Consider the following 26,749-nt stretch of genomic DNA (forward strand, 5'->3'; position numbering starts at 1 on the left):
CATCTTGACACTATTTTCACCTAGTGCTGTAGAATTGACGGACTAAACTTAAGCCTAATCTGGTTGCGTCGAATTTTTGACGTTCTTGTTCGTCAAAAAGCCTCTAATGCGCACGTGCGGCCTACGTCTTTGAATCAGCTCCGATTTCGAATTCAGAGTCATCGTTTTGACGAAAAGTATTCCGTTGTTGGCTATTCCCGGACTAGGTGCCGAGCATAGTCAGTTCCATGAGCAAGGCCTGTATTGGTTGGCCTGTGACACCACAGAAAACGCCGCTACGCTCTGCCGCCAAGTGATCGAAGCCATGCCTGAACAAGGCCGGGCGGCGTTGCTGGGTGGTGCGCGGATGATACAAGAGGCCCTCGCAGGCCTGGACCCCGCTTGCGGTCCTGCCGAGCTGACGTTGTTCGAGGCTGACACGCGGGCCATTCTGCACCTGAAAAACGACCTGCCGCGTATCGACTTGCCTGGCCGAGTGCTGCTGGTCATCGTGCCATCGGCTGCCTGGGACGGCGGCTCTGCCGAGCACTGGTGCCAGGCGCTGCGCCAGGCGGCGCTTGCTGCCGGTGCGCTGGTTCTGGTGATCAGTGAAGGGCAGAGTGCCTCGCTGGTCGAGCGCCTGCGCGCATTCAACCAGTCGCTCGACGGGCTCGCCCAGCTGTATCGCGGCCAGGGTGGCACGCGTTACCTGCAGCACTTCTGGAGCAACAGGCTCGGCGTTGCCGGCACCCAGGATTTGGAACTCGCACGGCATGCCGGTGGTTTTGCCGTTGCTGGGCGGCCGTTGCCGTTGACCGATGCCGGCGGCGATGAGCTGCTCTGCCTGGCCCAGAGCCAGGTCCTCGAAGGTGCGCCTGCCTTGTCGGAGCACTGGCAAGTGTTCGACAGCATTAGCGAGGTTGGCGCCAAGGCCAGTCGTGCTGTGTCGGCAACCGTGATTTTCGCCATGGATGGGGGCCAGCGTCTGGATGTCCTCGCTCGTCAGTTGCACACTTTGCGGCAGCTGCGTGGCAATGCCCTGAAATTAGTAGTGCGGGAAATGGCGCCAACCCTGCGCTACCAGGACGAGCAGCTGTTGCTGGCCTGTGGTGCAAGCCTGATCGTGCCGTTCGGCGCCAGCCTGTCGCGTTTCCTGACCATGGTCGACAGCATCCAGGGTTATGTCTGGCGCCGCCACCTGCCGGCCGACTTCGATGCCTTGCTCGCTCGCCTGCGGCCAATGCCGGTCTGCGGCCTGGTGGCACCTCGGGTGTTTGCCGAAGCGGTGCGGCAGATGTGGCACGGCCATCGTAACGGCGAAATCGTCCACCAGCTCTTGGTGTTGCGCCCGGCACCGGGCCTGAGCCCGCTGCAGTCCTGCTCGCGCACGGTGTTCCGCCGCGATGGCGACATCGCCTGCGTGGTCGGCGAGGTGTTGTTCCTGTTTCTCTTCGCCTGCCGTTCGGAGGGCGTCGAGCAGGCGCTTGACCACATCTTCCAGTTGTCCTGGAAGGAGCTGTTCATCAACCAGGATCTGTTGGTCAGCCTCGACAGCCTGGACGCTCCGGCATTTCTCGACGAAACCGTACCGCAGCCGCCACTGGCCGAGTCGGTGGTGCTGCCAGCGGCGCTGAAACGGCCCACCCTGGTGCCTCGGCGGATCGCCCTGGACCCTGGAGGGGCAGCATGAACTTCGTGCAACTGCTTCAGGTAATTGGCATCAGTGCGCTGGTTACCTTGATCCTGGTCCTGTTCGTGGTGAGCGTGCGTGCCACCGTGAAGGGCTGGCTGAACCGCCTTTTGCGACCTCGTTACCTGAAGCCGGTGGGTGTACGCCGCCGTGTGGTGCGTCAGGACACTGAATAATGACCAGTTCGACAATTTCCGCCCGGGTGCCGGCCCGTTGGCACGGTCTGGGTGCCTGGAACCTCTATTTCCTGGCCAAGTTCCTGTTGGTCGCGGTTGGCATGCTGGACTTCCAGGCATTGCCCAATCTGCTGTTCGCGGCATTTCTGCTGATCCCGCTGCCGAGGCGCTGGCTGCGTGTCGGGCGCCAGGTCGTGGCCGTACCCGTGGGCATCGCGCTGTTCTATCACGACACCTGGCTGCCACCGTTCCGGCGCTTGCTGGCGCAGCCTGGGGTGCTCGATTTCTCGTGGGATTACCTGTTGGAACTGCTGGCCAGGTTCATCAACTGGAACCTGATCGGCGCCCTGTTGCTGCTGCTGGTGGGCTACCTTTACCTGCGTCATTGGCTGCGCCTGAGCACGCTGAGCTTGGCCGGCCTGGCATGGCTGGCGGTCGGCGGGCTGCCGGCGCTGAGCATCGGAGGTGGCCAGCCAGCCGTCGCCGGTGCTGCCAACCCGGCCACCACGGCCGCTGTTGCACCGGCTGCGGCCGTGGCCGACACGGCGACCCTGAATGCCTGGCTGGAGCGCTTCTTCGCCAGCGAGCGGCAACGGGTGACCACATTCCCTGCCGTGAAAGCGGACGAGCAGAACTTCGACCTGCTGGTAATCAACGTGTGCTCCCTGGCCTGGGACGACCTCTCGGCTGTCGGCATGCACGACAACGCCTTGTTCTCGCGCCTGGACGTGGTGTTCGATCAGTTCAACTCGGCGACCTCCTACAGCGGGCCGGCAGCGATTCGCATGCTGCGCGCCAGTTGCGGCCAGTCGTCCCATGCGGGGCTGTACCAGCAGGCGCCCGAACAGTGCCTGCTGTTCCAGAACCTGGCCAAGCTTGGGTTCCAGAGCCAGACGCTGCTCAACCACAGTGGGCGTTTCGACAACTTTATCGGCGACATCACCACCCAGCACATGCCGCAGCCAGGCTTCAGCGTCAGCGACTTCCCGCGGGCGCTGGTCAGCTTCGACGGCTCGCCGATCGCTGGCGACCTGGACGTACTGCACGGCTGGTGGGGCAAGCGCAAGAGTTCCGGCGCCGACCATGTTTCGTTGTTCTACAACACCATCAGCCTGCATGACGGCAACCGCATGGTGACCGCCGACGGCGGCACGCGCCCGGCCGATTACGCCACGCGGGCCAACCGCCTGTTCGGTGACCTCGGCAAGTTCCTCGACGAGCTCGAAGGCAGCGGCCGTCGCGTGGTGGTTGCCATCGTTCCCGAGCACGGCGCGTCCTTGCACGGTGACCGCATGCAACTGTCGGGCATGCGTGAGATCCCGACACCGTCGATCACCCATGTGCCGGTCGGCCTCAAGTTCATTGGCATGGGCCAACCGGCGCGTGGCGAGCCTCTGCGGGTCACCGCGCCTACCAGCTTCCTGGCGCTGTCCGAGCTGGTTTCCCGTGTGTATGCGGGCCTCGGGGCGGGGCAGACCCTCGACCTGCCAAGCCTGCTGACCGACCTGCCGACCACCGAGCGCGTGTCGGAAACCTCCGGTGCCCAGGTGCTGGACTACCAGGGCCAAACCTATATGCGCCTGCAAGGCCAGCCGGATTGGCAGCCTGTTCCGAAGGAGAGCCCATGAAGACTGGCAAAGCAGACCCATCCGACCGCAGTGATGATATCGCCCAGTTGCGCCAGTACTTGGCCATGCCTGCTTTGAGCTATCAGGACATTTCCATGATGGTCGGTGTGCAGCAGGCGTTGCAGCGCTGGCCGCTGCTGGGCGAAAGCTGCATGGCCCGCCTGGAAGAAGCTGCCTTGGCGCGGACCGAGCAGTCGAAGGCCGTGCAGTCATGATCAGCCTGGCCTTGCATGGACTGCGTGGTGGGTTGGGCCGTACTGCGCTGCTGGCGGCGCTGGGTTATGCCTTGCGTGAGCTGGGTGAGCGCGTGCTGCTGGTCGACATGAGCCCGGACAACCTGCTGGGCCTGCACTTCAACCTGCCACTCGAACAGCGCGACGGCTGGGCCTGTGCCGAGCTGCAGGGGCGGCCCTACGACGAGCCCCTTTATGAGGTACTCGATGGCCTGTGCGTGATGCCCTTCGGTGAAGTGGATCCGCACCGGCTCGGCGAGCTGCACGGCTATCAGCAGCCCGAAGTGTGGCGTACTCGCCAAGCCGCACTGGCCAAGCATTTCGACTGGCTGCTGTTCGACTTGCCTCACCCGGTAGCGACCAAGGCCGCACGTGGTTTCGTCACTGACATGCGGGTTCTGGTGGCCGAGGCTGAGATGACCAGCCACATCCTGCTGGGGCGTCAGCAGGTCGAGCGTTACGACATGCTGCTGGTCAACCGTTTCGACCCGGCCAGCAGCCTGCAGAGCGATGTGCTGATGGTGTGGCGTGACCTGTTCCGCAAGCGCCTGCCTATGCAACTGGTGCACCGTGACGAAGCGTTCGTCGAGGCCTTCGCCTGCAAGGCGCCGGTTGGCCATTACGCGCCGCAATGCCTGGCATCCCGGGATGTGCAAAGCCTGGCGGTACGTTGCCTGGCGAGGCGCGAAGCGTGAACGTGACCCCGCTCTCGGCCTACGCCCACTTCACCGCGCGCGGTGCACAACGTGGGGTCGCCCTGCTGTTCACCCTGGGTGTGTGGCTGGCGTTCCTGTTGCTGCGGCTGGAATCACCGGCCTGGCAGGCACTGCTGGCTGAACGTCAGCGCTTGTTCCCGCAGTTCGTCGGCAAGCGCCCGACGCTGGGCGACCCGCTGCGGCTGTTGATCCAGTGCGCCTGGCTGCTGCTGCGGCGGGTGCCACAGCCGCGCAAACCCGGTCGGCCGCTGCGTGTCTTGTCGTTCGCGAGCGGCTATCTGCGCGGCGCCTTGACGGTGCTGCGCAACTGCCGTGCGCGGGTGGCCGAAGCCATGGGCCAGGTGCCGGCGCGTTTTCGCGACAGCGACCTGCAGCAAGGTGCCGCCCAGCGCCTGAAAAGGCTGGGCGTGTTCGGCCGGCGCCTGTTCTATACCGTGCTCACCTCGTTCGCCGTGCTGCTGGCCGTGCTCTGCGTGACCGAGCCGTTCGGTTACTTGGCGCAGCTGGTGTTCATCTTCCTGCTGTGGGGTATCGCCATGCTGGTGCGCTACATGCCGGGCCGCTTCCCGACCCTGATGCTGATCGTGCTGTCGACGATAATTTCCTGCCGCTACCTGTGGTGGCGCTACACCTCGACCTTGAACTGGAACGACACGCTCGATCTTGTCTGCGGGGTGATTCTGCTCGCGGCAGAGACCTACTCCTGGTTCGTGTTGATCCTCGGTTACATCCAGACCTGCTGGCCATTGGAGCGTAAACCGGCGAACCTCCCGGAAGACCCGGCAAGTTGGCCCAAGGTCGATCTGTTGATCCCCACCTACAACGAAGACCTTTCGGTGGTGCGTACCACGGTGCTCGCTGCCCTAGGCCTGGACTGGCCGCGCGAGTGCCTGCGCATCTACATCCTCGACGATGGCAAGCGTGAGGAATTCCGCGCCTTCGCCGACGAGGTTGGCGTGGGCTACATCGTGCGGCCGAACAACCACCACGCCAAGGCCGGTAACCTCAACCATGCGTTGGGGATCACCGACGGTGAGCTCATTGCCATCTTCGACTGCGACCATGTACCGGTGCGCTCCTTCCTGCAGATGACCGTCGGCTGGTTCCTCAAGGACCCGAAGCTGGCGCTGGTGCAGACGCCTCACCACTTCTTCTCGCCCGACCCGTTCGAGCGCAATCTGGGTTCGTTCCGCCGCCGCCCCAACGAAGGCGAGTTGTTCTACGGGCTGATCCAGGACGGCAACGACATGTGGAACGCTGCTTTCTTCTGCGGCTCCTGTGCCGTGCTGCGGCGCACCGCGCTGGCAGACATCGGGGGCTTTGCCGTCGAAACTGTCACCGAAGATGCCCATACCGCGTTGCGCCTGCACCGCAAGGGTTGGACCTCGGCCTACCTGGGCATTCCCCAGGCTGCGGGCCTGGCCACCGAGAGCCTGTCGGCGCACATTGGCCAGCGCATCCGCTGGGCGCGCGGCATGGTGCAGATCTTCCGTACCGACAACCCCCTGTTCGGCCGCGGCCTGAGCCTGTTCCAGCGGATCTGCTACGCCAACGCCATGCTGCACTTCCTCGCCGGCCTGCCGCGCCTGGTCTTCCTCACCGCGCCGCTGGCGTTCCTGCTGCTGCACGCCTACATCATCTACGCGCCTGCCGTGATGATCCTGCTGTACGTGCTGCCGCACATGATTCACGCCAGCCTTACCAATTCGCGCATGCAGGGCAAGTACCGGCAGACCTTCTGGGGCGAGGTCTACGAGACCGTGCTGGCCTGGTACATCGCCCGACCGACCACGGTCGCTTTGTTCGCGCCGAAGAAGGGCAAGTTCAACGTCACCGCCAAGGGCGGTCTGATGGAGGAGGGCCAGTTCGACTGGCGCATCGCCCAGCCGTACCTATTCCTCGCGGGCCTCAACGTGGCCGGCCTGGGCTTTGCCGTCTGGCGCCTGTTCACCGGCCCGGCTGCGGAAATCGGTACGGTGATCGTCAGTTCGTTGTGGGTGACCTACAACCTGCTGATCCTCGGCGCCGCCTGCGCAGTGGCCGCCGAAGTGCGCCAGGTGCGCCGTGCGCACCGCGTGCAAATGCACCTGCCGGCCGCACTGCAGCTGGAGAGTGGTCATGGTTTCCCCTGCACCCTGGTCGACTATTCCGATGGTGGTATCGGCCTGCAACTGGGTGACGGTGTGAAGCCTGCATCAGGGGCGCGCGTGCGCCTGCTGCTGAGCCGCGGGCAGCGAGAATTTGCCTTCAATGCACGGGTCACCCGCATTGTCGGCCGGCATGTGGGCCTGACCTTCGAGGGCCTCAACCAGCAACAGCGCATCGACCTGGTGCATTGCACCTTCGCCCGCGCCGATGCCTGGCTGGGTTATCAGGACAAACACGAAGTCGACCGCCCGCTGCGCAGCCTGATGGACGTGCTCAAGTTGGGCGGCGTTGGCTACCTGCGCATGATCGAACACACCCCCATCTGGCTGCGCGGGTGGCTGCTGCCCCTGTACGAACTGCTGCGCTGGCTGGCCAGCTACCTGCCGCATACACCCCGACCTCTTCCTTCCACGAACCTTGCTGACCGAGACGCATGATGACTCGTTATCCCGCACGCACCTGGGGCCTGGCGATGGTGCTGCTTGCCTCGCTGTTCCAGAACGCTGCAGTCGCCGCTGTAGCCCCCCTTGCCATGCCGGCCGAGCCATTGGTGCCCAACTGGCCCGTCACCCAGACTTTCGAGCAGCTTGGCCGATCGGCCGACAGCCTGATGCTGGGCGTTCGCAACAGCGAAAACATCGAGTTTGGTCTGCGCCGGGATCGCCTGGCCACCGACGCGGTGCTGCAGCTGGACTACACCCCGTCGCCAGCCCTGCTGCCGAACCTGTCGCATCTGCGCGTGTACCTCAACGACGAGTTGATGGGGGTGGTGCCGATCGAGAAGGACCAGCTCGGCCAGCGCGTGCGTCGTCAGCTGCAGCTGGACCCGAAACTGATCAGCGATTTCAACCGGGTGCGCCTGGAGTTCGTCGGGCACTACACCGATATCTGTGAAGACCCGGCGCACAGCGGCCTGTGGCTGAACGTCAACCGCAAGAGCCAGGTGCAACTGCGCGAGCAGGCGCTGGCGCTGGAAAATGACCTGGCCTACTTCCCTTTGCCGTTATTCGATGTACGCGACACGAGCAAGGTCGAGTTGCCGGTGGTTTTTGCCGACACCCCGACCCTGGGCGAGCAGCGTGCCGCTGCCATCCTGGCGTCGTACTTCGGCAGCAAGGCCGGCTGGCGTAAGGCGACCTTCCCGGTGTCGTTCAACAGCCTGCCTGCCAGCGGCGAAAAACCGCAGCCAGCCATTGTCTTCGCCACCAATGATCGGCGCCCGGCGTTCCTCGCCGACCTGGAAAAATTCCCGGCGGTCGATGGCCCGGTGGTGCAGCTGATCGATCACCCGGGCAACCGCTGGAGCAAGCTGTTGCTGGTCCTGGGCCGCAATGACGAAGACCTGGTCAAGGCCGCCTCGGCGCTGGCCGTCGGCAGCGACCTGTTCCGCGGTTCGCGGGTCAAGGTCGAGCAGATGACCGCGTTGCAGCCGCGCAAGCCCTACGACGCGCCGAACTGGACGCGGACCGACCGCCCGGTGCGGTTCTCCGAGCTGCTCGATTACCCCGAGCAGTTGCAGGTCAGCGGCTTGCAGCCACGCCCTATCACCCTCGACGTGAACCTGCCCCCCGACCTGTTCGTCTGGCGCAACCAAGGTATTCCGCTACAGACCCTGTATCGCTACACCCCGCCAGCGGTTACCGATGAGTCGCGCCTGAGCATCAGCGTCAACGACCAGTACATCACCAGCATGCCGCTGGTGGGCAATGACCGCCGCAGCAGCACCCTGGAAGAGATGCGCCTGAACGTACTGTCCACCGACAGCACCGTCCTGACTGAGCAATCGTTGGTTCCGGCCCTGAAGATCGGCGCGCGCAACCGCCTGCGTTTCGACTTCAGCTTCGCCAGCACCCTGGGCAGCGCCCAGCGCGACCATTGCCAGACCTCGCTGCCGGTAGACGTGCGTGCGGCGATCGACGAAAACTCGACCATCGACCTCTCCGGCTACTACCACTACATGGCCATGCCTGACCTGCGCGCCTTCGTTCGCAGTGGCTTCCCTTACAGCCGCATGGCCGATCTGTCCGAGACCCTGGTGGTGGTACCGGCCAAGCCCACGGCGATGCAGGTCGGCACGTTGCTTGACGTCATCAGCAGCATCGGCGGGCAGGTGGGCTACCCAGCCCTGAATGTGCGGTTGAGCGACAACTGGAAGCAGGCTGCAGACGCCGATGCCGACCTGCTGCTGATTGGCAGCCTGCCCGAAGACCTGCGCGAGCAGCCGAACCTGGGCTTGTTGCTGAACGCTCAGCGCGATTGGATGGTGCAGGGGCGTGCGGTGGAGCAACCCGGCATCCGCCGCTTCGACACGGCCCCCGTGATGTCCAACAACCGCATCGAAGTCAGTGCGCAGGCACCGATTGCCGCGATCACCGGGCTGAAGTCGCCGTTCCACGAGCAGCGCAGCGTTGTTGCCTTGCTGGGTAGCTCTGATGACGCGTACGCCTTGCTGCGTGAAGTGCTGGCCGACTCCGGCAAGCTCGACGCCGTGGCAGGCTCCGTCGCCTTGGTGCGCAGCAGTGGTGTCAGCAGCCAGTTCGTGGGTGAGCACTACTATGTAGGCCAGCTGCCATGGTGGCTGCTGCTGTGGTTCCACCTCTCCGATTACCCGACACTGATCGCGGTGATCGCCGTCATCAGCGTGCTGCTGTTCGCCTTCCTGTTGTGGCGTGCGCTGCGTTGGGCCGGGCGTCGTCGCCTGAGCGGGGCTGATTGACCATGCGCCAGCTGTTGGCCTTGGTGCTGGTGTTGTGCATGCCCGGCGTCGCCCGCGCGGCGGCGGATTGCCCGTGGCCGGACTGGGAGCGCTTCAAGACCCACCTGATGAGTGCGGATGGCCGGGTGCTCGACCGTAGTGATGAGCGCCTGGTCACCACCTCCGAAGGGCAGAGCTATGCGCTGTTCTTCGCCCTGGTCGGCAACGACCGCCAGGCGTTCGACAACCTGCTGCGCTGGACCGGCAACAACCTGGCCGAAGGCGACCTTTCCCGGCATTTGCCGGCCTGGCTCTGGGGCCACGGCAAGCAGAAGCAATGGCAGGTGCTGGACAGCAACAATGCCAGCGATGCTGACCTGTGGATCGCTTACAGCCTGCTCGAAGCGGGGCGGCTGTGGAACGAGCCGGCGTATGCCCGGCTGGGCACACAGATGCTCTGGCGCATCGCCGCACAGACCGTGCGCAAGTTGCCGGGCCTGGGTGTGATGCTGCTACCGGCGGATTACGGCTTTGACGACAACCGAGGCTGGCGCCTGAACCCCAGCTACCTGCCGCCGCAATTGTTCGACCGCTTTGCCCTGGTGGACCCACTGTGGGGCGAGATGGCCAGCAACGTACGTCGCCTCTGGTTGCAGTCATCGCCCAACGGCTTTGCCCCGGACTGGTTGCTGTGGACGCCAGCGGCAGCCATCGAGCCCGACCCTGAGCACGGTAGTGCCGGGGACTATGACGCCATCCGCGTGTACCTGTGGCTGGGCATGCTGGCTAACGGTGCAGCGCAGCGTGACGAGCTGCTGCGTCACTTCGCACCGATGGTCACCGCCACTACCCAGGGTGGCCAGCCGCCGGAGAGCGTCGATGCCCGCACTGGCAAACAGAGCGGGCATGGCCCGGTGGGCTTTTCCGCAGCGTTGTTGCCATTGCTGGCCAGCGCCGCAGATGGCCACGCTACGCTTGAAGCCCAGCGCAAAAGGTTGCGCGAGCAGCCTGCCGAGCCACAGGCATATTACAACCAAGTCCTTGCCTTGTTCGGCCAAGGCTGGGACCAAGCCCGCTATCGCTTTGACAATCAAGGTCGTCTGCTGCCCGCCTGGAGTGCTCCATGTTCCGAATGATCGGCGTGCTGACGCTGACCGCTTTGTCCTGTGCCGTGGCCGCGCAGCCGAAAGACCGCGATGAGCAACGCCAATGGCTGCTGGAGCAGGTACGTATTGGCGAGGCGCTGCACCGCGACGACCTGATTCACGACGCCCTGGCCAGGCTGCGTTTGTTGGAGCCGCGCAACCCTGATGCCTTGCTGGCCTCGCTGAGCCTGGCGCTGCGTGAGCAGAAACCTGAAGAAGCCGAGCAACTGCGTGCAAGCATCGCTGCAGTGGCACCGGGCAGCCTCCAGGATCGGCAAGCCCGACGTCTGATGGCGCTGCAGCAGCCCGAGCAGGCGCAGCGTTTGCAGCAAGCGCGGCTCATGGCAGTGACGGGGCGCTATGACGAGGCTCTGGTCGCCTATGACCAGTTGTTCGGCGGTGAACCGCCCAGCCTGGACCTGGCCTTGGACTACTGGCGCGTGCGTGGCAACCTGGCCGGTCAGCGGCCGGAAGCGATCCGCCAGCTGCAGGAGCTTGATCGCCAGTACCCAGGCAACGTCGGCTTGCGCCAGACCTTGGCCGCCTGGCTGTTCAGCGAGGACCGTGACAGTGAAGCCCTGGCCATCCTCGACCAGTTGTCGCGTGACCCGACGGCACGCGATGCCGCCGCCCAGCGCGAGTTCGACTACCTGTCCGAGCAACCGGTGAGTGCCAACAGCGTCGCTGCCTGGCAGGCATTCGTCCAGCGCTATCCGGCATCGCCGCTGTTGCCGCTGGCCAATGACAACCTCAAGCAGCAACGCACCCTGGTGGGTGACCCGGCCTGGCAGGCTGGGCAACGTGGCAAGGCGTTGCTCGATCAGGACCGCAACGTCCAGGCAGAAGCACAGCTGCGCCTGGCCCTGCGCCGTTATGCCGATGATGCCAGCCTGCACGGCGCGCTCGGCGTTGCGCTGATGCGTCAACGCCGTTACGGGGAAGCCAACGCGGCATTCCACCAAGCGGTTACCATCGAGCAGAACACCCGCCTGATGAGTAAATGGAAAGACCTCGAAGCCTCCAGCCAGTACTGGGGGATGCTGCAGCGGGCTGACAGCGCGCTGGAGAAACAGGACTTGCGCACTGCCCGTTCGCTCTACCAGCAGGCGCGCCAGCAGCGTCCTGACGATGAGTTCGCCATGCTGGGTCTGGCCGATGTGTCGTTCGCTGAAGGTGACCTGGCCAGTGCCGAACGGCAATACCTGCAGGTGCAGCGCAAGGTACCGGGCAATGAAAGCGCGGTGCGCGGCCTGATGCGCATCTATCAGGCGCAGTCGACAGACAAGGCCGAAGCGTATCTGAGCAGCCTGCCTGCGGCCCAACAGGTCCAGTTCGCCAGCCTGCGCCGTAGCCTGGAGCTTGGCCGCCTGCGCGAGCAGGCAGATGCCGCCGTGCAGAGGCAGGATTGGGCTAGCGCTAGCCGGCTACTGACGCAAGCTGCCGAGCTGGCGCCCGATGAGCCCTGGCTGGCCTACCAACTGGCCAACAGCCTGCACCAACAAGGCCGTAACGCTGAGGCCGACGCCGCATTCAATCGCGTATTGCAGCTCCAGCCCACCGATCCTGCCACGCGTTACGCCCATGGCTTGTACCTGGAATCCAGTGATCGCGATGCACAGGTTCAGGACACCCTGCGCGCCGTGCCACAAGGTGCCTGGACCGACGACATGCGCGTCCTCGACAAGCGCGTGCGCCGGCGCATGACCCTGGCTCAGGCTCAGCGCCTGCAGGATCTGGGTCGCACCGACGAGGCCAGCGCCGTGCTGGAAGCTGGCCTGGCCCATGGCGAGGGTGATCCGGACGACCTGCTGTTGATGGCGGACTGGGCGGCACAGCGGGGCGATCATCGTAAGGCACTGGGTTACTACCAGCGCGTGCTGCAGGTTCAGCCGCAGCGTGCGCAGGCGCGCCTAGGCGTGATGGAGAGCTGGATTGCCGAAGGCGACCTGGCCCGCGTACGCCAGGCACTGGAGGTGCAGCCGCTGCAGCTGACCGACGAGCAAGGCGATGCACAGCGCCGCTATGCTGAAGTGCTGGCCGCCCTGGGCGAGAAGGAAAAAGCGGCCCAGCTGCTGGAGCATGTCGCCGCCAAACAGTCGCAGCCCGACCCGTTGCTGCGCCGCGACGCAGCCAGGCTGGTGGCGGCCAACGACCCACAGCGAGCGCTGGATCTGTATGCCGCAGCAATGGCCGATGCGCAGATGATCAGCCGCTCGCAGGCCTCGCCGCGTGACGACCGGGCCATGACCTTCGCCAGCCGGGCGAAGGACAGCGATGACTGGCTGGCGCGCAGCCTGCGCAGCGACGTCGATGAGCTGTACCAGCAGCGCAATACCAATGTCACCCTCATGCATGACTACGGTTGGCGCAAGAACGACGGCACGCCCGGTATCTCCCGCCTGAGCACCCAATCGACCTTGCTGCATGTCGATACGCCTTGGGAAGACGGCAGGGCGTTTGCGCGGGTCGAGCGCATTGGTATGGATGCCGGCTCGTTTGACCTCGACGAAAACGGCAACAACACCGCTGACTTCGGTACCTGCCCGTTTGTCGGCGTCACCCGCAGCGGCGCACCTCTGCCGACCTGCCAGCCGGGCTCGCAGACGGCCAATGGCGGTGTGCTGGCGATGGGATGGCAGAACAGCCGCTGGGGCTTCGACCTGGGCACGACCCAGGGTTATGAGGTCAATAACTGGCTAGGCGGCGCAATCGTCAATGGCGACTTGGGGCAGGTGGGTTGGTCGCTGGCGGCCTCGCGCCGGCCGATGAGCAACTCGCTGCTGTCGTTCGCCGGCGCGCGCGACCCGGCTACCAACGTGCGCTGGGGTGGCGTCACGGCCAACGGCGCGACGCTGGGGCTGAGCTGGGACCAGGGGGGGGATCACGGTGTCTGGGCAAGCCTTGGCCACCATTGGCTGGTCGGCGAGAACGTTGCCGACAACCAGCGCACCCGCGCCATGGCAGGGTATTACTACCGCGCCGTGGAGAAGGCTGACGAGCGCATGCGCGTGGGCCTCACCGTGATGAACTGGCGCTATGACAAGGACCTGGGCGGCTACAGCCTCGGTCAGGGTGGCTACTACAGCCCGCAACGCTACGAGTCGATCGGTGTGCCGGTCAGCTATGCCTGGCGCAACTATGACTGGTCGTTCCTGCTGGAAGGCTCGGCCAGCTGGTCACATGCCAGCAGCGACAGCAGCCGGCTCTACCCGGACGATAGCCTCAACCGCAAGTTGCTGGCGCGTTACGACATCATCGAATCGAACATCGATGCGACCACCGATGCCAGCAGCAGCACAGGCGTGGGCTATCGCCTGCATGGTGCCTTCGAGCGGCGCCTGAACGATCGCTGGGCGCTGGGCGGAGGTTTCGACTGGCAGCACAGCAAGGATTATGCGCCCAGCCACGCCATGCTCTACGTGCGCTACCTGTTCGAGCCGTGGCGCGGCAACCTGGCCTTGCCGGTCACCTCGCTGGAGCCTTACAGCGAATGGCGTTGAGGGGCGCCTGGCGCCCCTTTTCAGTGCGCGAACCGTTTCATATGGTTATGCGCTAACGGTATTTAAAATATTTTTCTTATGCCTTTATAGTCATTCCCACTGCGTACCCGTCGACCAATCGATGCGCCGCACGACTTGAACCCACACGGGTAATCCCCGTGCGTTTCTGATCGTTGCGCGCCATTGAAGTCGCGCACTGCGTGGGAGTGACACATGCCAGCCGCCTCGAACGCCTTGTCGTCCATCGACAGCGCCCAGCCGCAAACCTTTGAAATCCGCCCGTTCTCGGGTGCCGTCGGCGCCGAGATCATTGGCCTGGACCTGGCCAAGCCGGTCACCGCCGAGGATTTCACCCGAATTCATCGCGCCCACCTCGACCACCATGTGCTGGTGTTCCGTGACCAGCGCATCAGCCCGCAACAACAGATTGCCTTCAGCCGCCGCTTTGGCGAGTTGCAGATCCATGTGCTCAAGCAGTTCCTGCTCACTGGCTACCCAGAAATCCTGATCGTCTCCAACATCATCGAGAACGGCCAGAATATCGGCCTTGGCGATGCCGGCAAGTTCTGGCACTCGGACCTGTCGTACAAGGAGCTGCCAAGCCTTGGCTCCATGCTGCACGCACAGGAGCTGCCCAGCGAAGGTGGCGACACCCTGTTCGCCGACATGCACAAAGCCTGGGACGCTGTACCCCAGGCCCTGCGCAAAGTGGTCGAGGGCCGCAGTGCCGCGCACTCCTACACCGCCCGTTACGCCGAAACCAAATTTGAAGGCAACTGGCGCCCGACCTTGACCGCCGAGCAGCTCGCGCAGGTGAAAGAGGTCATCCACCCGGTGGTGCGTACCCACCCGGAAAACGGCCGTAGGGCGCTGTTCGTCAGCGAAGGCTTCACTACCCGCATCGTCGGCCTGCCTGACGATGAAAGCCGCGACGTGCTGCAGCAGCTGTACGCGCTGAGCGTGCTTGAGCAGAACATCTACCGCCACCAGTGGCAGCCCCACGACCTGGTGTTCTGGGACAACCGTTCGCTGATCCACCTGGCCACCGGCTGCCCCGCGCACCTGCGCCGCAAACTGTTCCGCACCACCATCCAGGGCGATGCCCCGTTCTGACGACTGAGGAATTCATCATGCGCAAATCCATCAGCCGCCTGGCGGCAAGCATTGGCCTGGGCGCCAGCCTGGTCGTTGGCAGCCTGGCGGCCCCCGCCGTGGCGCAAGCCGAAGGCAAGATCCGCATCGCCGAGCAGTTCGGCATTGTCTACCTGCTGCTCAACGTGGTGCGTGACCAGCACCTGATCGAGAAGCACGGCAAGCAGCAGGGCATCGACATCGAGGTTGACTGGGCGCAGCTGTCCGGCGGCTCGGCGATCAACGACGCACTGCTGTCCGGCTCGGTGGACATCGCCGGTGCCGGGGTTGGCCCGCTGCTGACCGTGTGGGACCGCACCAAGGACCGGCAGAACGTCAAGGCCGTGGCCTCACTGGGCAACTTCCCGTACTACCTGGTCAGCAGCAACCCAAACGTGAAGACCATCGCCGACATTACGGACAAGGACCGCATTGCGGTACCTGCTGTGGGTGTTTCGGTGCAATCGCGCTTCCTGCAGTACGCCGCCGCCCAGCAGTGGGGCGACAAGGAATACAACCGCCTCGACAAGTACACCCTGGCCGTACCGCACCCGGATGCCACCGCCGCGCTGCTGGCCGGTGGCACCGAACTGAACGGGCACTTCTCCAACCCGCCGTTCCAGGACCAGGTGCTGGCCAACAAGAACGTGCACGTGGTGCTCAACAGCTACGACTTGCTCGGCCCAAACTCGCCGACCCTGCTGTTCGCTACCGAGAAATTCCGTAACGACAACCCCAAGACCTACAAGGCCTTCGTCGACGCCCTGGCCGAGGCGGCGGACTTCGCCCAGAACGACAAGGCCGCTGCAGCGGATACCTACATCCGCGTGACCAAGGCCAAGATCGACCGCGACGCGCTGATCAAGCTGATCGACAACCCGCAGTACGAGTTCACCGTCACCCCGAAAAACACCTACAAGCTGGCCGAGTTCCTGTATCGGGTAGGCGCCATCAAGCACAAGCCAGCGTCGTGGAAGGACTACTTCTTCCAGGATGAACGGCCGCTGCAAGGGAGCTGACCGACCATGACCGCCCCATTGCCAGGCCACACGGCCAGCAACCTGAGCCGTGTCGCTACACCGCCGTTGCTCAAGGTGGACAACCTGAGCCTCGAATACCGCACCGCGCAGCGCGTGGTGCGGGCCACCCATCAGGTCAGCTTCGAAGTTGACCGCGCCGACCGTTTCGTCCTGCTTGGCCCGTCGGGCTGCGGCAAGTCCACCCTGCTCAAGGCCGTGGCCGGCTTCATCAACCCCCGGGAAGGGCAGATCCTGCTGCAGGGCCAACCGGTCAATGGCCCCGGCCCTGACCGCATCGTGGTGTTTCAGGAGTTCGACCAGCTGCCGCCGTGGAAAACGGTGAAAGAGAACGTCATGTTCCCGCTGCTGGTGTCTGGCCAGCTCAAGCGCGCCGAGGCCGAGGAGCGGGCCCTGCATTACCTGGAAAAGGTCGGCCTGGCCGCCTTTGCCGATGTCTACCCGCACATGTTGTCGGGCGGAATGAAGGCACGCGTGGCGATCGCCCGGGCGTTGGCCACACAGCCGAAAATACTGCTGATGGACGAGCCGTTCGCTGCGCTCGATGCGCTGACCCGACGCAAGATGCAAGAAGAACTGCTGCTGCTGTGGGAGGAAGTGCGTTTCACCTTGCTGTTCGTCACCCACTCCATCGAGGAAGCGTTGGTGGTCGGCAACCGCATCCTGCTGTTGTCGCCCCACCCGGGCCGGGTACGGGCCGAGGTGCACAGCCACCAGTACGACCTTGGCAGCCTCGGCGCTGCGGACTTCCAGGCCAGTGCGCGACGCATCCATCGCTTGCTGTTCGACGAGGCCGAAGCCCCCGAGCAGGCCGATGACCTGGGCTTCAACGACATTCGCATTGCCTACTGACAGGAGCTTCAGCCATGACCCCTACACCTGTGCGCCAGGAATACGAGGTGCAGCTGGAGCCTTTGCTCAGTGTGCCTGTGGAGCGCAATCTACCGTTGGCCCAGCGCCTGTGGCAGCACGGCTGGCTGCGCAAGGCCGTGATTCTGGTGGTGATCGCCGCCTTGTGGGAAGCGATCGCGCGCTACCAGGGCAACGACCTGCTGCTGCCAACCTTTCTGCAGACCGCCGCCGCATTGTGGGACGGCCTGCTTAGTGGCGAGCTGCCTGCCAAGGTCGGCGTGTCGCTGGTGATTTTGCTCAAGGGTTACCTGCTGGGCATCGTCCTGGCCTTCGGCCTGACCAGCTTGGCGGTGTCGACCCAGCTCGGTCGCGACCTGCTGGGCACCCTGACCTCGATGTTCAACCCCTTGCCGGCGATTGCCCTGCTGCCGTTGGCGTTGCTTTGGTTCGGGCTGGGCGACAACAGCCTGATCTTCGTGCTGGTGCATTCGGTGCTGTGGGCGCTGGCGCTGAATACCTATGCGGGCTTTCTCGGGGTGTCGGAAACCTTGCGCATGGCAGGGCGCAATTATGGCCTGAAAGGGCTGCGTCTGGTCCTGCACATCCTGGTACCGGCGGCGCTGCCGTCGATCCTCTCGGGGCTGAAGATCGGCTGGGCGTTCGCCTGGCGCACCCTGATCGCCGCCGAACTGGTGTTCGGCGCCAGCAGCGGCAAGGGCGGGCTGGGCTGGTGCATCTTCCAGAACCGCAACGAGCTGTATACCGACAAGGTGTTTGCCGGATTGGCGGTAGTGATCCTGATCGGTTTGCTGGTCGAGGGGTTGGTGTTCAATACCCTTGAGCGGTTGACCGTTCGGCGATGGGGCATGCAGCGGTAATACATCTGTGCCGACCTCTACGCGGGCTTGCCCCGCGAAGAGGCCTAATTCATGTACTGTGCTGCCGCATTACTCAAGGTCCTGGCGATCTCCTCGCGTAAAGTTTGCGGCTCTTCGACCACCAAGCCTTCCCCTTGGCTAAGTACCCACCAGCGCAACGGCCCGCCATCTTCCACCGTGGCCCGCAGTCGATGCCCCTGCTCGAGTGCAGTCAACTGCATGTCCAGGCTCAACGGCGCCTCGCGCAACTGCCGGGCCAATGGGTCGCTGATCCAGGCCTGCATCTCGATCCCTTCACCCTGCGCCGGCTGAAGCGAATCACCCCGCAAATATCCCTGCAGGTCGAAATTCCCCCGCAACTCGCCAGCAACGTTCGCCGACCAGTGCCAGCCAAACGGAATGCTCTTGTCATTGCGATCCAGCGGAAAGATCAGCGACAGCTCGTTAAGGTCCCGCTCCACCGTGCGTTTGCTGATGTTGAAGCCGACATCTCGCAGGCGCCACACCAGTTCGGCACTGGTAATGCCCGGGGAGCGGCTCGGTAACTGGCGCAGCAGCGCCCACTGACGGCTGAGGGTGGCGCGGGTGGTGGCGAACGGCAAAAGGTAACGTCCTTGTCTAGGCTTGCCGCAACAGGATGGCGGCGCGAGCGGGTCATGGCAATTAGCCATAACTCGTTCAGATCCACGAATGCGCAATTGGTTGCCTTGCCTCGAATCGTTCGCGACAGGTTTTGACGTGACGTCGCGCAGAATCACGCCTCATCACAGCCGCGGTCGGGCCTGTGGGTCGTTCAATGAGGATGAACATGTCAGCTGTCAGCAATATCCATTCGCTGCTCGCCCGTCTTCTGCCTGAGCAGGTCATTTGCCCACCGACATATGTCGGCAGGCGACAGCGACTGTTTGCCGGGGTTGGGCAGCCCAGCCAGCGCGCGCTGCTGGTCAACCGTCTGGACGAGGCCCACGACCTGCAGGCGGTGTACACCGATCTGCGCCAACAGGCTCTGGCCGGAAACGTGGCAGCACTCAACGACCTCGGCTGGATCTGGCTCAATGGCAAGTACTGGCGTGCCGACACTACCCTGGCCGGGCACCTGCTGCGCATGGCGGCGCTGCAGGGCAATGCGGCGGCGTGGTTCAACCTGGGGCAGCAGCACTACTTCGGCAAGGGTGTCGAGACTTCCTATGCCCAGGCCGAGGAATGTTATCGCCAGGCCTTCGAGCGCGGCATGCTGCATGCCGCTGCCGCGCTGGGAGACCTGTACGAAGAAGAAGTCTGCGATGCCGCGCTGGGCTGGCAGGTGGACCCGGGCCAGGCCTACCAATGGTTCTTGCGTGGCGCCGAGCGGGGCGAGGCGCGTTGCCGGTTCGAAGTGGGCTACCGCTTATTGCATGGCTTATACGTGGAGGCGGACATCAAGGCCGCGCTGTATTGGCTGGAGTTGGCAGCGGCAACCGGCGTGATGCAGGCGGCCGAGGAGTTGGCGGTGCATTTCAGCAGCCGGGATGACGCCCGTTACCAGAACTGGCGTGACCGGGCGGTGCAGATGGGCAGCACCTTGGCCCTGACCATGAAACTGGAAGACCAGGTTCAGCCCTGAATGAACAAGAATTCATCAAGGCCCCCCGTCGCCCGCTGTTGACGACAGGGGGAGGCACAGGCGTATATTGATAGTTAGCAAACTATGAATATCCTTGGTTCTTCTCATGTCCATTGACTCCCTGCGCCTGCAAGTCAGTAGCGGCATGGTGGTTGCCGCTCGCCACTGGCGGCGCATCTGCCACAACGCCCTGATCGGCTACGGTATCTCCGAGGCCTGCGCCGCACCGTTGCTGATGATCGTGCGCCTGGGCGATGGCGTGCACCAGGTGGCCGTAGCCCAGGCTGCTGGCCTGGAAAGCCCGTCGCTGGTGCGCCTGCTCGACCAGCTGTGCAAGGCTGGCCTGGTCTGCCGCAGCGAAGACCCGCTGGACCGCCGTGCCAAGGCCCTGAGCCTGACCGCCGAAGGCCGTCGCTTGGCCGAAGCCATCGAAGCCGAGCTGGTGCGCGTACGCCATGACGTGCTGCAAGGCATCGACGAGGCCGAGCTGCAGGCTGCGCTGCGCGTGTTACGTGCCTTCGAAGCCGCTGGTTTGGGTACTGCAGGCGGGGTGGCATGAACGGTTTCTTCAGCTCGGTGCCGCCGGCACGCGACTGGTTCTATGGCGTGCGCACCTTCGCCGCGTCGATGATTGCCCTGTACATCGCCCTGCTGTTGCAGTTGCCGCGCCCGTATTGGGCGATGGCCACCGTTTACATCGTCTCCAGCCCGTTCGTCGGCCCGACCAGCTCCAAGGCGGTGTATCGCGCCGTGGGAACGCTGCTCGGTGCTGCCGGGGCGATCTTCTTCGTGCCACCGTTGGTGCAGTCGCCGTTACTGCTGAGCATCGCCATCGCCCTGTGGACCGGCACCTTGCTGTTCCTCTCGCTGAACCTGCGCACGGCCAACAACTATGTGCTGATGCTGGCCGGCTACACCTTGCCGATGATTGCCCTGGCAGTGGTCGACAACCCGCTGGTGGTGTTCGACGTGGCGTCCTCCCGGGCCCAGGAAATCTGCCTGGGGATCGTCTGCGCGGCAGTGGTCGGTGCGATCTTCTGGCCGCGCCGCCTGGCCCCGGTGGTGGTGGGCGCCACTGGCAACTGGTTCACCGAGGCGATCCGCTACAGCGACACCTACCTCGCCCGTGAAGCCAGCGCCGACAAGGTCGGTGGCATGCGCGGCGCAATGGTCACCACCTTCAACTCGCTGGAGTTGATGATCGGCCAGCTCGGCCACGAAGGTGCCGGCCCGCATACCCTGAAGAACGCCCGCGAGCTGCGCGGGCGGATGATTCACCTGCTACCGGTGATCGACGCTCTCGACGATGCCTTGGTCGCCCTCGAAGGCCGCGCGCCGGCCCATTACGGGCAGATCCAGCCGGTGCTGGACGCTGCCCGTGAATGGCTCAAAGGCACCGCCGACAGCGCCTCCATAGCCCGCTGGACCGCCCTGCACGAGCAGATCGACCGCCTGCAGCCCGGTGCTGCCGCCCTCGATCAGCGTGCCGAGTTGCTGCTGTCCAACGCCCTGTACCGCCTGACCGAGTGGGCCGACCTGTGGCAGGACTGCTGCTCCTTGCAGCACGCCCTGCGCACCGACGACCCCAAGCCCTGGCGCGCGGTCTACCGCCACTGGCGCCTGGGCCGCCTGACCGCGTTCTTCGACCGTGGCCTGATGCTCTACTCGGTGGTTTCCACGGTGCTGGCGATCATCGTCGCCTGCGGCCTGTGGATTGGCCTGGGCTGGAACGACGGCGCCAGTGCGGTGATCCTTGCCGCTGTGTCGTGCAGCTTCTTCGCCGCCATGGACGACCCGGCGCCGCAGATCTACCGGTTCTTCTTCTGGACCCTGATGTCGGTGATCTTCTCCAGCCTGTACCTGTTCCTGGTGCTGCCCAACCTGCACGACTTCCCGATGCTGGTGCTGGCCTTCGCGATCCCGTTCATCTGTGTCGGTACCCTGACCGTGCAGCCGCGCTTCTACCTCGGCACCCTGCTGACCATCGTCAACACCTCGACGTTCATCAGCATCCAGGGCGCCTACGACGCTGACTTCTTCACCTTCCTCAATTCCAACCTGGCCGGCCCCGTGGGCCTGCTGTTCGCCTTCATCTGGACCCTGGTAATGCGCCCGTTCGGCGTGGAACTGGCGGCCAAGCGCATGACCCGCTTCGTCTGGCGCGACATTGTCGAGATGACCGAGCCGGCGACCCTGGCCGAGCATCGCCAGGTCGGCGTGCAAATGCTCGATCGCCTCATGCAGCACCTGCCGCGCCTGTCGCAGACCGGCCAGGACAGTGGCGTGGCGCTGCGTGATCTGCGCGTGGGGTTGAACCTGCTCGACCTGCTGGCCTATATGCCGCGCGCCGGCCAGCAGGCCCGCGAGCGCCTGGGCACGGTGATCGAGGAAGTCGGCGCGCATTACGCCGCCTGCCTGCGTGCGGGCGAGCGCCTGCATGCCCCGGCCGCGCTGCTGCGCAACATGGAGCGTGCGCGCCTGGCGCTGAACCTGGATGAACTGTACGAGCGCGGCGATGCCCGCACTCATCTGCTGCATGCCCTGGCAGGCCTGCGCCTGGCCTTGCTGCCGGGTGTCGAGGTGATGCTCGAGCCTGCAGAACAACCGCAACTGCCCCCCGGCCTCGACGGAGCGCCCCTGTGATCGGTGAACTGGATATCAGCGGGGTGTTCCTGCCCACGCTGCTGGTGATGATGTTTGGCACCTACCTGCTGTTCCTGGGGGTGCACACGGTGCTGGTGCGCCTGCATTTCTACCGCCTGGTCTGGCACCGGGCGCTGTTCAACGTTGCCCTGTATGCCGTGCTGCTGGGTGCGGTCGACCACTTTTGCCGAAGCCTGATGCTGCCATGAAAAAACCTTTGCTGACCCTGGGCCGTGTGGTCCTGACCTTGCTGGTAGTGACCTTCGCCGCCGTGCTCGTGTGGCAGATGGTGGTGTACTACATGTTCGCCCCCTGGACCCGCGACGGCCACATCCGTGCCGACGTGATCCAGATCGCCCCGGACGTGTCCGGCCTGATCCAGAAGGTCGAGGTGCGCGACAACCAGACCGTCAAACGCGGCGACGTGCTGTTCACCATCGACCAGGACCGCTTCACTCTGGCCCTGCGCCAAGCCAAGGCGACCCTCGGCGAGCGCCAGGAAACCCTGGCCCAGGCGTCGCGCGAAGCGCAGCGTAACCGCAAGCTCGGCAACCTGGTGGCGGCCGAGCAGCTGGAAGAGAGCCAGTCCCGCGAGGCTCGCGCCCGTTCGGCGGTCAGCGAGGCCCAGGTGGCGGTCGACACTGCCCAGCTCAACCTCGACCGCTCGGTGGTGCGCAGCCCGGTAGATGGCTACCTCAACGATCGCGCCCCGCGTGACCATGAATTCGTCAGCGCTGGCCGCGCGGTGCTGTCGGTGGTCGACAGCGCCTCGTACCACGTCGATGGCTACTTCGAGGAAACCAAGCTCGGTGGCATTCACATCGGCGACGCCGTGGACATCCGCGTGATGGGCGACAACACCCGCCTGCGCGGCCACGTGCAGAGCTTCGCCGCCGGCATCGAAGACCGTGACCGCGTCAGCGGCGCCAATCTGCTGCCCAACGTCAACCCGGCGTTCAGCTGGGTGCGCCTGGCCCAGCGCATTCCGGTGCGCATCGCCTTCGACGAAGTGCCGGAAGACTTCCGCATGATCGCCGGGCGCACGGCCACTGTGTCGATCCTCGAGGGCCAGCGCCCATGAAACAGCTGATCCTGGCGGGGTTCTGCCTGTCCCTGGGGGCCTGCATGATGGTCGGCCCCGATTACCAAGTGCCGAAGGATGCGGCGGTGCAACGCAGCGATCTCAACGGCCCGCTGCGCCAGGATGCCGACAGCGTGGTGTCGGCGCCGGTGCCCGAGGACTGGTGGCAGCTGTATCAGGATCAACGCCTCAACGAGTTGGTGCGCCAGGCGCTGAGTGCCAACACCGAATTGCGCGTGGCTGCGGCCAACATCGCCAAGGCTCGCGCCCAGGTCGAAGTGGCCGAGTCCCAGGGCGGCTTCAATGGCGGCATCAAGGCCGGCGCCCAGCGCTTGCAGGAGTCTGGCCAGGCCTTCCTGCTGCCGGAGAAGGTGCCGGTGGCCAACATTGGCGAGGCGATCATCAGTGCCTCGTACCAGTTCGACCTGTGGGGCACCTTCAAGCGCGGCACCGAGGCCGCCAAGGCCAACGCCGACGCAGTGCAGGCCGCCGCCGACACCGCCCGAATCACCCTGGTGGCCGATGTGGTCAAGGCCTACACCCAGGTGTGCTCGGCCAACGAGGAGTACCACATCGCCCGCGAGTCGCTCGACCTGCAGGAACAGAGCGTGAAGCTCAACCAGCGCCTGCGCGACGCCGGCCGTGGCGACGAAACCCAGGTGACCCGCTCGCAGACCCAGTTCAAGTCGTTGCGCGCCGAACTGCCGCGCTTCAAGGCCGAGCGCGAAACGGGCATGTATACCCTGGCGGCGCTGCTGGCCAAGCCTGTGGATAAGTTGCCCGCCGGTACCGCGGATTGCGCCGAGCTGCCACAGCTCAATCAGTTGGTGCCGGTGGGTGACGGCGCGGCCCTGCTCAAGCGCCGCCCGGATGTGCGCCAGGCCGAACGCCAGCTGGCGGCGGCCACCGCCGAAATCGGCGTGGCTACGGGTGCGCTGTATCCGGACATCAGCATCGGTGCCCAGGTCGGCACCATCGGTATTCTTGAAGACCTCGGCGATCCGTCGACCAACCGTTGGGGCTTTGGTCCGCAGATCAGCTGGAGCATCCCGACCAACGGCACCCGTGCGCGAATTCGCATGGCTGAAGCCTCGACCCAGGCGGCCCTGGCGCATTTCGACGGCGTGGTGCTGAACGCCATTCGCGAAACCCAGACCCGTCTGGCGCAGTACAGTGCTTTGCTGGACCGGCGGGATGCGTTGGCCGAGGCGGAGAAGTCGGCGAAGGAAGCGGCGGACCAGACGCACCGGTATTACCAGGCAGGGCGTGAGTCGTTCCTGGCGGATTTGCAGGCGACGCGAACCTATACCGATGTGCGGGCGCAGTTGGCGGCGGCCAATAGTCAGGTGGCGGTGGGGCAGATTGGCGTTTTCCTGGCGTTGGGAGGTGGGTGGAAGGACACTGGGAAGCAGTGAGGGCACGGGGCAGGTCTGACAGGTGCCTGCCTTGGCATTTTCAGCGCCCATGAAATCTGTCGGCATGCCTCGCAAGGCGATCGGGCGTGAGACACCCGTTGGGTACATGGCGCATCGCTGTGGCAATCCACTTCATCAGATTTGTCTCAAGATTTTTCATGAAATCCAGCCTCAGCCCTTGAGAGAAGCAAAGTGGAAGTGAACAATGTTCTCTTTCGCATTCCCTCCGAGAGTGGCCATGAAAACCCGTTCCCGTCTGCTCGCCTGGTTGCCAGCTGTAATGCTCGGCCCGTTGCTGGCGCTGTGCAGCACCTTGGCGCAGGCCGAAGCGCCCGCCGATGCCGCCAAAGCCCTGCATTTGCTGGACTACATTGGTGCCGACTACCCGCCGACCGTGGCAAACGGCAAGGTCATCGACGATGGCGAATACCGTGAGCAGCAAGAATTCAGCACCGTGCTGGCCGAGCTGATCGACAGCCTGCCAGCCAACACCGAGCAAGCTGGCCTGCAGCAAGGGGTACACGCGCTGCGCCAGGCCATCGACCAGCGCCAGGACGGCGCAGCGGTAGCCAAGCAGGCGCGCCAACTGGGCGCCCGCCTGGCGGTGGCCTACGAGGTCAGCCAGGCCCCGGTGATCACCCCGGACCCGGCCCGTGGCGCCTCGCTGTATGCGCAGAACTGCTCGATCTGCCACGGTGATACCGGCACGGGCGATGGCCCGGCAGGTGTGGGCCTGGAGCCAGCACCGGCCAACCTGCGCGACACCGCACGTCTTGACCAGTTGAGCCTGTTCGACCTGTACAACACACTGGCGCTGGGTATCGACGGCACCGAGATGCCGTCGTTCGCCGACCAACTGGATGAGCGCCAGCGTTGGGACGTGGCAGCCTACATCGCCAGCTTCACGGCCAATCCTGAGGCTGCCAAGGGCAACAAGACCTGGAACATCGCCGACTTGGCCCGCCAGACCCCGGCCGAAGTCGCCGCCAATGAAGGCGCCGCGTCGGTCGAGGCGTTCCGCGCCCAGCGTGCCCAGCCGCCACAGGTCAAGCGTGGCCCGTCGCAGTTGCTCGAATATACGGCAAGCACGCTGGACAAGAGCCTGGCGGCCTACCGTGCAGGCGATCACGACCAAGCCTACGACCTGTCGGTGGCGGCTTATCTGGAAGGCTTCGAACTGGTCGAAAGCTCGCTGGACAACATTGATACCGTAGCGCGCAAGAGCACCGAAAAGGCCCTGATGGCCTACCGTCAGTCGCTGCAGGACGGCCTCCCGGTCGCCCAGGCCGAACAGCGTCTGAGCGAAGCGAAAACCAAACTCGACCAGGCCGCAAAGCTGTTGGGCAGCGATGGCCTGAGCTGGTCGCTGAGCTTCATTTCCGGCCTGCTGATTCTGCTGCGCGAAGGCCTGGAAGCGATCCTGGTGCTGGCCGCGGTGCTGGCGTTCCTGCGTAACACCGGCCAGCAGTCGGCCATCCGCAGTGTCAACATCGGCTGGGGCCTGGCGCTGGTTGCCGGGTTTGCCACCTGGGCCGTGGCGGCCTACGTGATCGACGTGGGCGGTGCCCAGCGTGAGCTTCTGGAAGGCAGCACGGCCTTGTTCGCCAGCGTGATGGTGCTGTGGCTGGGTGTGTGGATGCACGACCGCCGCCATGCTGCTGCCTGGCAGGACTACATCAAGAGCAGCCTGGTCAGTGGCGGCGGGCGCTTCGGCTTTGCCGTGCTGGCGTTCTTCTCGGTGTACCGCGAGCTGTTCGAAGTAATCCTGTTCTACGAAACCCTGTGGCTGCAGGCCGGCCCAGCGGGCCACCAGGCGGTGCTGGCCGGTGGTGCCACGGCGCTGGTGCTGCTGGTGGGCCTGGCGTGGGTGATCCTGCGCGGGTCGGCGAAGCTGCCGCTGTCGCTGTTCTTCAGCATCAACGCCGGATTGCTGTGCGCCCTGTCGGTGGTGTTCGCCGGGCATGGCGTGAAGGCGCTGCAGGAGGCGGGCGTGCTGGGCACGCGGCCGATGGCGTTCTTCGAGTTCGACTGGCTGGGGATTCACCCCGATGCGTATTCGCTGAGTGCGCAGGCGGTGGCGCTGCTGGCGATTCTGGTGTTGTATGGGCGTAGTCGCCTGGCCGAGAAGCGTCGGGCTGCCGTTTAAGGTTGATGCTGCTGGCCTCTTCGCGGGCGTGCCCGCGAAGAGGCCAGGGCAGG

At 64.7% G+C, this 26,749-nt stretch carries 21 protein-coding genes; 20 read left to right on the top strand and 1 reads right to left on the bottom strand.

Annotated elements, in window-relative coordinates:
- Nucleotides 1-178 precede the first annotated feature (178 nt).
- The 13 genes from bcsE (at nucleotide 179) to ACOKS3_RS00955 (ending at nucleotide 17,808) form a co-directional block, all read left to right on the top strand.
- Complete coding sequence (gene bcsE, locus ACOKS3_RS00895) at nucleotides 179-1,669, top strand: cellulose biosynthesis protein BcsE (RefSeq protein ID WP_422763428.1); 1,491 nt, start codon at nucleotides 179-181, stop codon at nucleotides 1,667-1,669.
- On the top strand, nucleotides 1,666-1,845 hold the full coding sequence (bcsF, locus tag ACOKS3_RS00900; protein WP_103446214.1) for a cellulose biosynthesis protein BcsF: 180 nt from the start codon (nucleotides 1,666-1,668) through the stop codon (nucleotides 1,843-1,845). Before bcsE ends, bcsF begins: the two co-directional genes overlap by 4 nt.
- Nucleotides 1,845-3,473, top strand: coding sequence for a cellulose biosynthesis protein BcsG (bcsG, locus tag ACOKS3_RS00905; protein WP_422763373.1), 1,629 nt, complete (start codon nucleotides 1,845-1,847; stop codon nucleotides 3,471-3,473). The genes bcsF and bcsG overlap by 1 nt, the downstream gene beginning before the upstream one ends.
- The gene (gene bcsR, locus ACOKS3_RS00910) at nucleotides 3,470-3,688 is read left to right on the top strand and encodes a cellulose biosynthesis protein BcsR (RefSeq protein ID WP_103446213.1); all 219 of its coding nucleotides are present in this window, start codon (nucleotides 3,470-3,472) and stop codon (nucleotides 3,686-3,688) included. Before bcsG ends, bcsR begins: the two co-directional genes overlap by 4 nt.
- Nucleotides 3,685-4,401 (top strand): cellulose biosynthesis protein BcsQ, encoded by a 717-nt coding sequence (bcsQ, locus tag ACOKS3_RS00915; RefSeq protein WP_103446212.1) that lies wholly within the window; start codon nucleotides 3,685-3,687, stop codon nucleotides 4,399-4,401. Before bcsR ends, bcsQ begins: the two co-directional genes overlap by 4 nt.
- Nucleotides 4,398-7,007 carry a UDP-forming cellulose synthase catalytic subunit gene (gene bcsA, locus ACOKS3_RS00920; protein ID WP_103446211.1) on the top strand — a complete coding sequence of 870 codons (2,610 nt, stop codon included), beginning with the start codon at nucleotides 4,398-4,400 and terminating at the stop codon, nucleotides 7,005-7,007. Before bcsQ ends, bcsA begins: the two co-directional genes overlap by 4 nt.
- The gene (bcsB, locus tag ACOKS3_RS00925) at nucleotides 7,007-9,286 is read left to right on the top strand and encodes a cellulose biosynthesis cyclic di-GMP-binding regulatory protein BcsB (protein WP_374755340.1); all 2,280 of its coding nucleotides are present in this window, start codon (nucleotides 7,007-7,009) and stop codon (nucleotides 9,284-9,286) included. Before bcsA ends, bcsB begins: the two co-directional genes overlap by 1 nt.
- Nucleotides 9,287-9,288: 2 nt before the next feature.
- On the top strand, nucleotides 9,289-10,401 hold the full coding sequence (bcsZ, locus tag ACOKS3_RS00930) for a cellulose synthase complex periplasmic endoglucanase BcsZ (RefSeq protein ID WP_103446209.1): 1,113 nt from the start codon (nucleotides 9,289-9,291) through the stop codon (nucleotides 10,399-10,401).
- On the top strand, nucleotides 10,389-13,910 hold the full coding sequence (gene bcsC / locus ACOKS3_RS00935; RefSeq protein ID WP_422763374.1) for a cellulose synthase complex outer membrane protein BcsC: 3,522 nt from the start codon (nucleotides 10,389-10,391) through the stop codon (nucleotides 13,908-13,910). Before bcsZ ends, bcsC begins: the two co-directional genes overlap by 13 nt.
- 213 nt (nucleotides 13,911-14,123) lie before the next feature.
- Nucleotides 14,124-15,023 (top strand): TauD/TfdA dioxygenase family protein, encoded by a 900-nt coding sequence (locus ACOKS3_RS00940; protein WP_103446207.1) that lies wholly within the window; start codon nucleotides 14,124-14,126, stop codon nucleotides 15,021-15,023.
- 17 nt (nucleotides 15,024-15,040) lie between these two features.
- Entirely contained in the window at nucleotides 15,041-16,060 is a 1,020-nt protein-coding gene (locus ACOKS3_RS00945) for an ABC transporter substrate-binding protein (protein WP_103446206.1), read from the top strand.
- Between the two features lie 6 nt (nucleotides 16,061-16,066).
- Nucleotides 16,067-16,930 carry an ABC transporter ATP-binding protein gene (locus ACOKS3_RS00950; protein ID WP_422763375.1) on the top strand — a complete coding sequence of 288 codons (864 nt, stop codon included), beginning with the start codon at nucleotides 16,067-16,069 and terminating at the stop codon, nucleotides 16,928-16,930.
- A 14-nt stretch (nucleotides 16,931-16,944) separates the two neighbouring features.
- Nucleotides 16,945-17,808, top strand: a complete 864-nt coding sequence (locus ACOKS3_RS00955) for an ABC transporter permease (protein ID WP_422763376.1) — start codon at nucleotides 16,945-16,947, stop codon at nucleotides 17,806-17,808.
- A gap of 44 nt (nucleotides 17,809-17,852) precedes the next feature.
- On the opposite strand, the gene ACOKS3_RS00960 is transcribed toward ACOKS3_RS00955, so the two are convergent.
- Nucleotides 17,853-18,410 carry a WYL domain-containing protein gene (locus ACOKS3_RS00960; protein WP_103446204.1) on the bottom strand — a complete coding sequence of 186 codons (558 nt, stop codon included), beginning with the start codon at nucleotides 18,408-18,410 and terminating at the stop codon, nucleotides 17,853-17,855.
- Nucleotides 18,411-18,616: 206 nt separating this feature from the next.
- Here ACOKS3_RS00960 and ACOKS3_RS00965 point away from each other — a divergent pair, with 206 nt between their 5' ends.
- The 7 genes from ACOKS3_RS00965 (at nucleotide 18,617) to ACOKS3_RS00995 (ending at nucleotide 26,696) form a co-directional block, all read left to right on the top strand.
- Complete coding sequence (locus ACOKS3_RS00965) at nucleotides 18,617-19,411, top strand: tetratricopeptide repeat protein (protein ID WP_103446203.1); 795 nt, start codon at nucleotides 18,617-18,619, stop codon at nucleotides 19,409-19,411.
- Nucleotides 19,412-19,517: 106 nt separating this feature from the next.
- The gene (locus tag ACOKS3_RS00970; protein WP_103446202.1) at nucleotides 19,518-19,970 is read left to right on the top strand and encodes a MarR family winged helix-turn-helix transcriptional regulator; all 453 of its coding nucleotides are present in this window, start codon (nucleotides 19,518-19,520) and stop codon (nucleotides 19,968-19,970) included.
- Nucleotides 19,967-22,054 (top strand): FUSC family protein, encoded by a 2,088-nt coding sequence (locus tag ACOKS3_RS00975; RefSeq protein ID WP_422763377.1) that lies wholly within the window; start codon nucleotides 19,967-19,969, stop codon nucleotides 22,052-22,054. The genes ACOKS3_RS00970 and ACOKS3_RS00975 overlap by 4 nt, the downstream gene beginning before the upstream one ends.
- Nucleotides 22,051-22,263: a DUF1656 domain-containing protein gene (locus ACOKS3_RS00980; protein WP_422763378.1), complete on the top strand. Its 213-nt coding sequence runs from the start codon at nucleotides 22,051-22,053 to the stop codon at nucleotides 22,261-22,263. Before ACOKS3_RS00975 ends, ACOKS3_RS00980 begins: the two co-directional genes overlap by 4 nt.
- Nucleotides 22,260-23,135, top strand: coding sequence for an efflux RND transporter periplasmic adaptor subunit (locus ACOKS3_RS00985; RefSeq protein WP_103446200.1), 876 nt, complete (start codon nucleotides 22,260-22,262; stop codon nucleotides 23,133-23,135). Before ACOKS3_RS00980 ends, ACOKS3_RS00985 begins: the two co-directional genes overlap by 4 nt.
- The gene (locus ACOKS3_RS00990) at nucleotides 23,132-24,550 is read left to right on the top strand and encodes an efflux transporter outer membrane subunit (RefSeq protein WP_103446199.1); all 1,419 of its coding nucleotides are present in this window, start codon (nucleotides 23,132-23,134) and stop codon (nucleotides 24,548-24,550) included. Before ACOKS3_RS00985 ends, ACOKS3_RS00990 begins: the two co-directional genes overlap by 4 nt.
- A gap of 205 nt (nucleotides 24,551-24,755) precedes the next feature.
- Nucleotides 24,756-26,696 (top strand): cytochrome c/FTR1 family iron permease, encoded by a 1,941-nt coding sequence (locus tag ACOKS3_RS00995; RefSeq protein ID WP_103446198.1) that lies wholly within the window; start codon nucleotides 24,756-24,758, stop codon nucleotides 26,694-26,696.
- Nucleotides 26,697-26,749: the final 53 nt, after the last annotated feature.

Source organism: Pseudomonas sp. HS6-2 (assembly GCF_049325675.2).
Classification (GTDB): domain Bacteria; phylum Pseudomonadota; class Gammaproteobacteria; order Pseudomonadales; family Pseudomonadaceae; genus Aquipseudomonas; species Aquipseudomonas putida_N.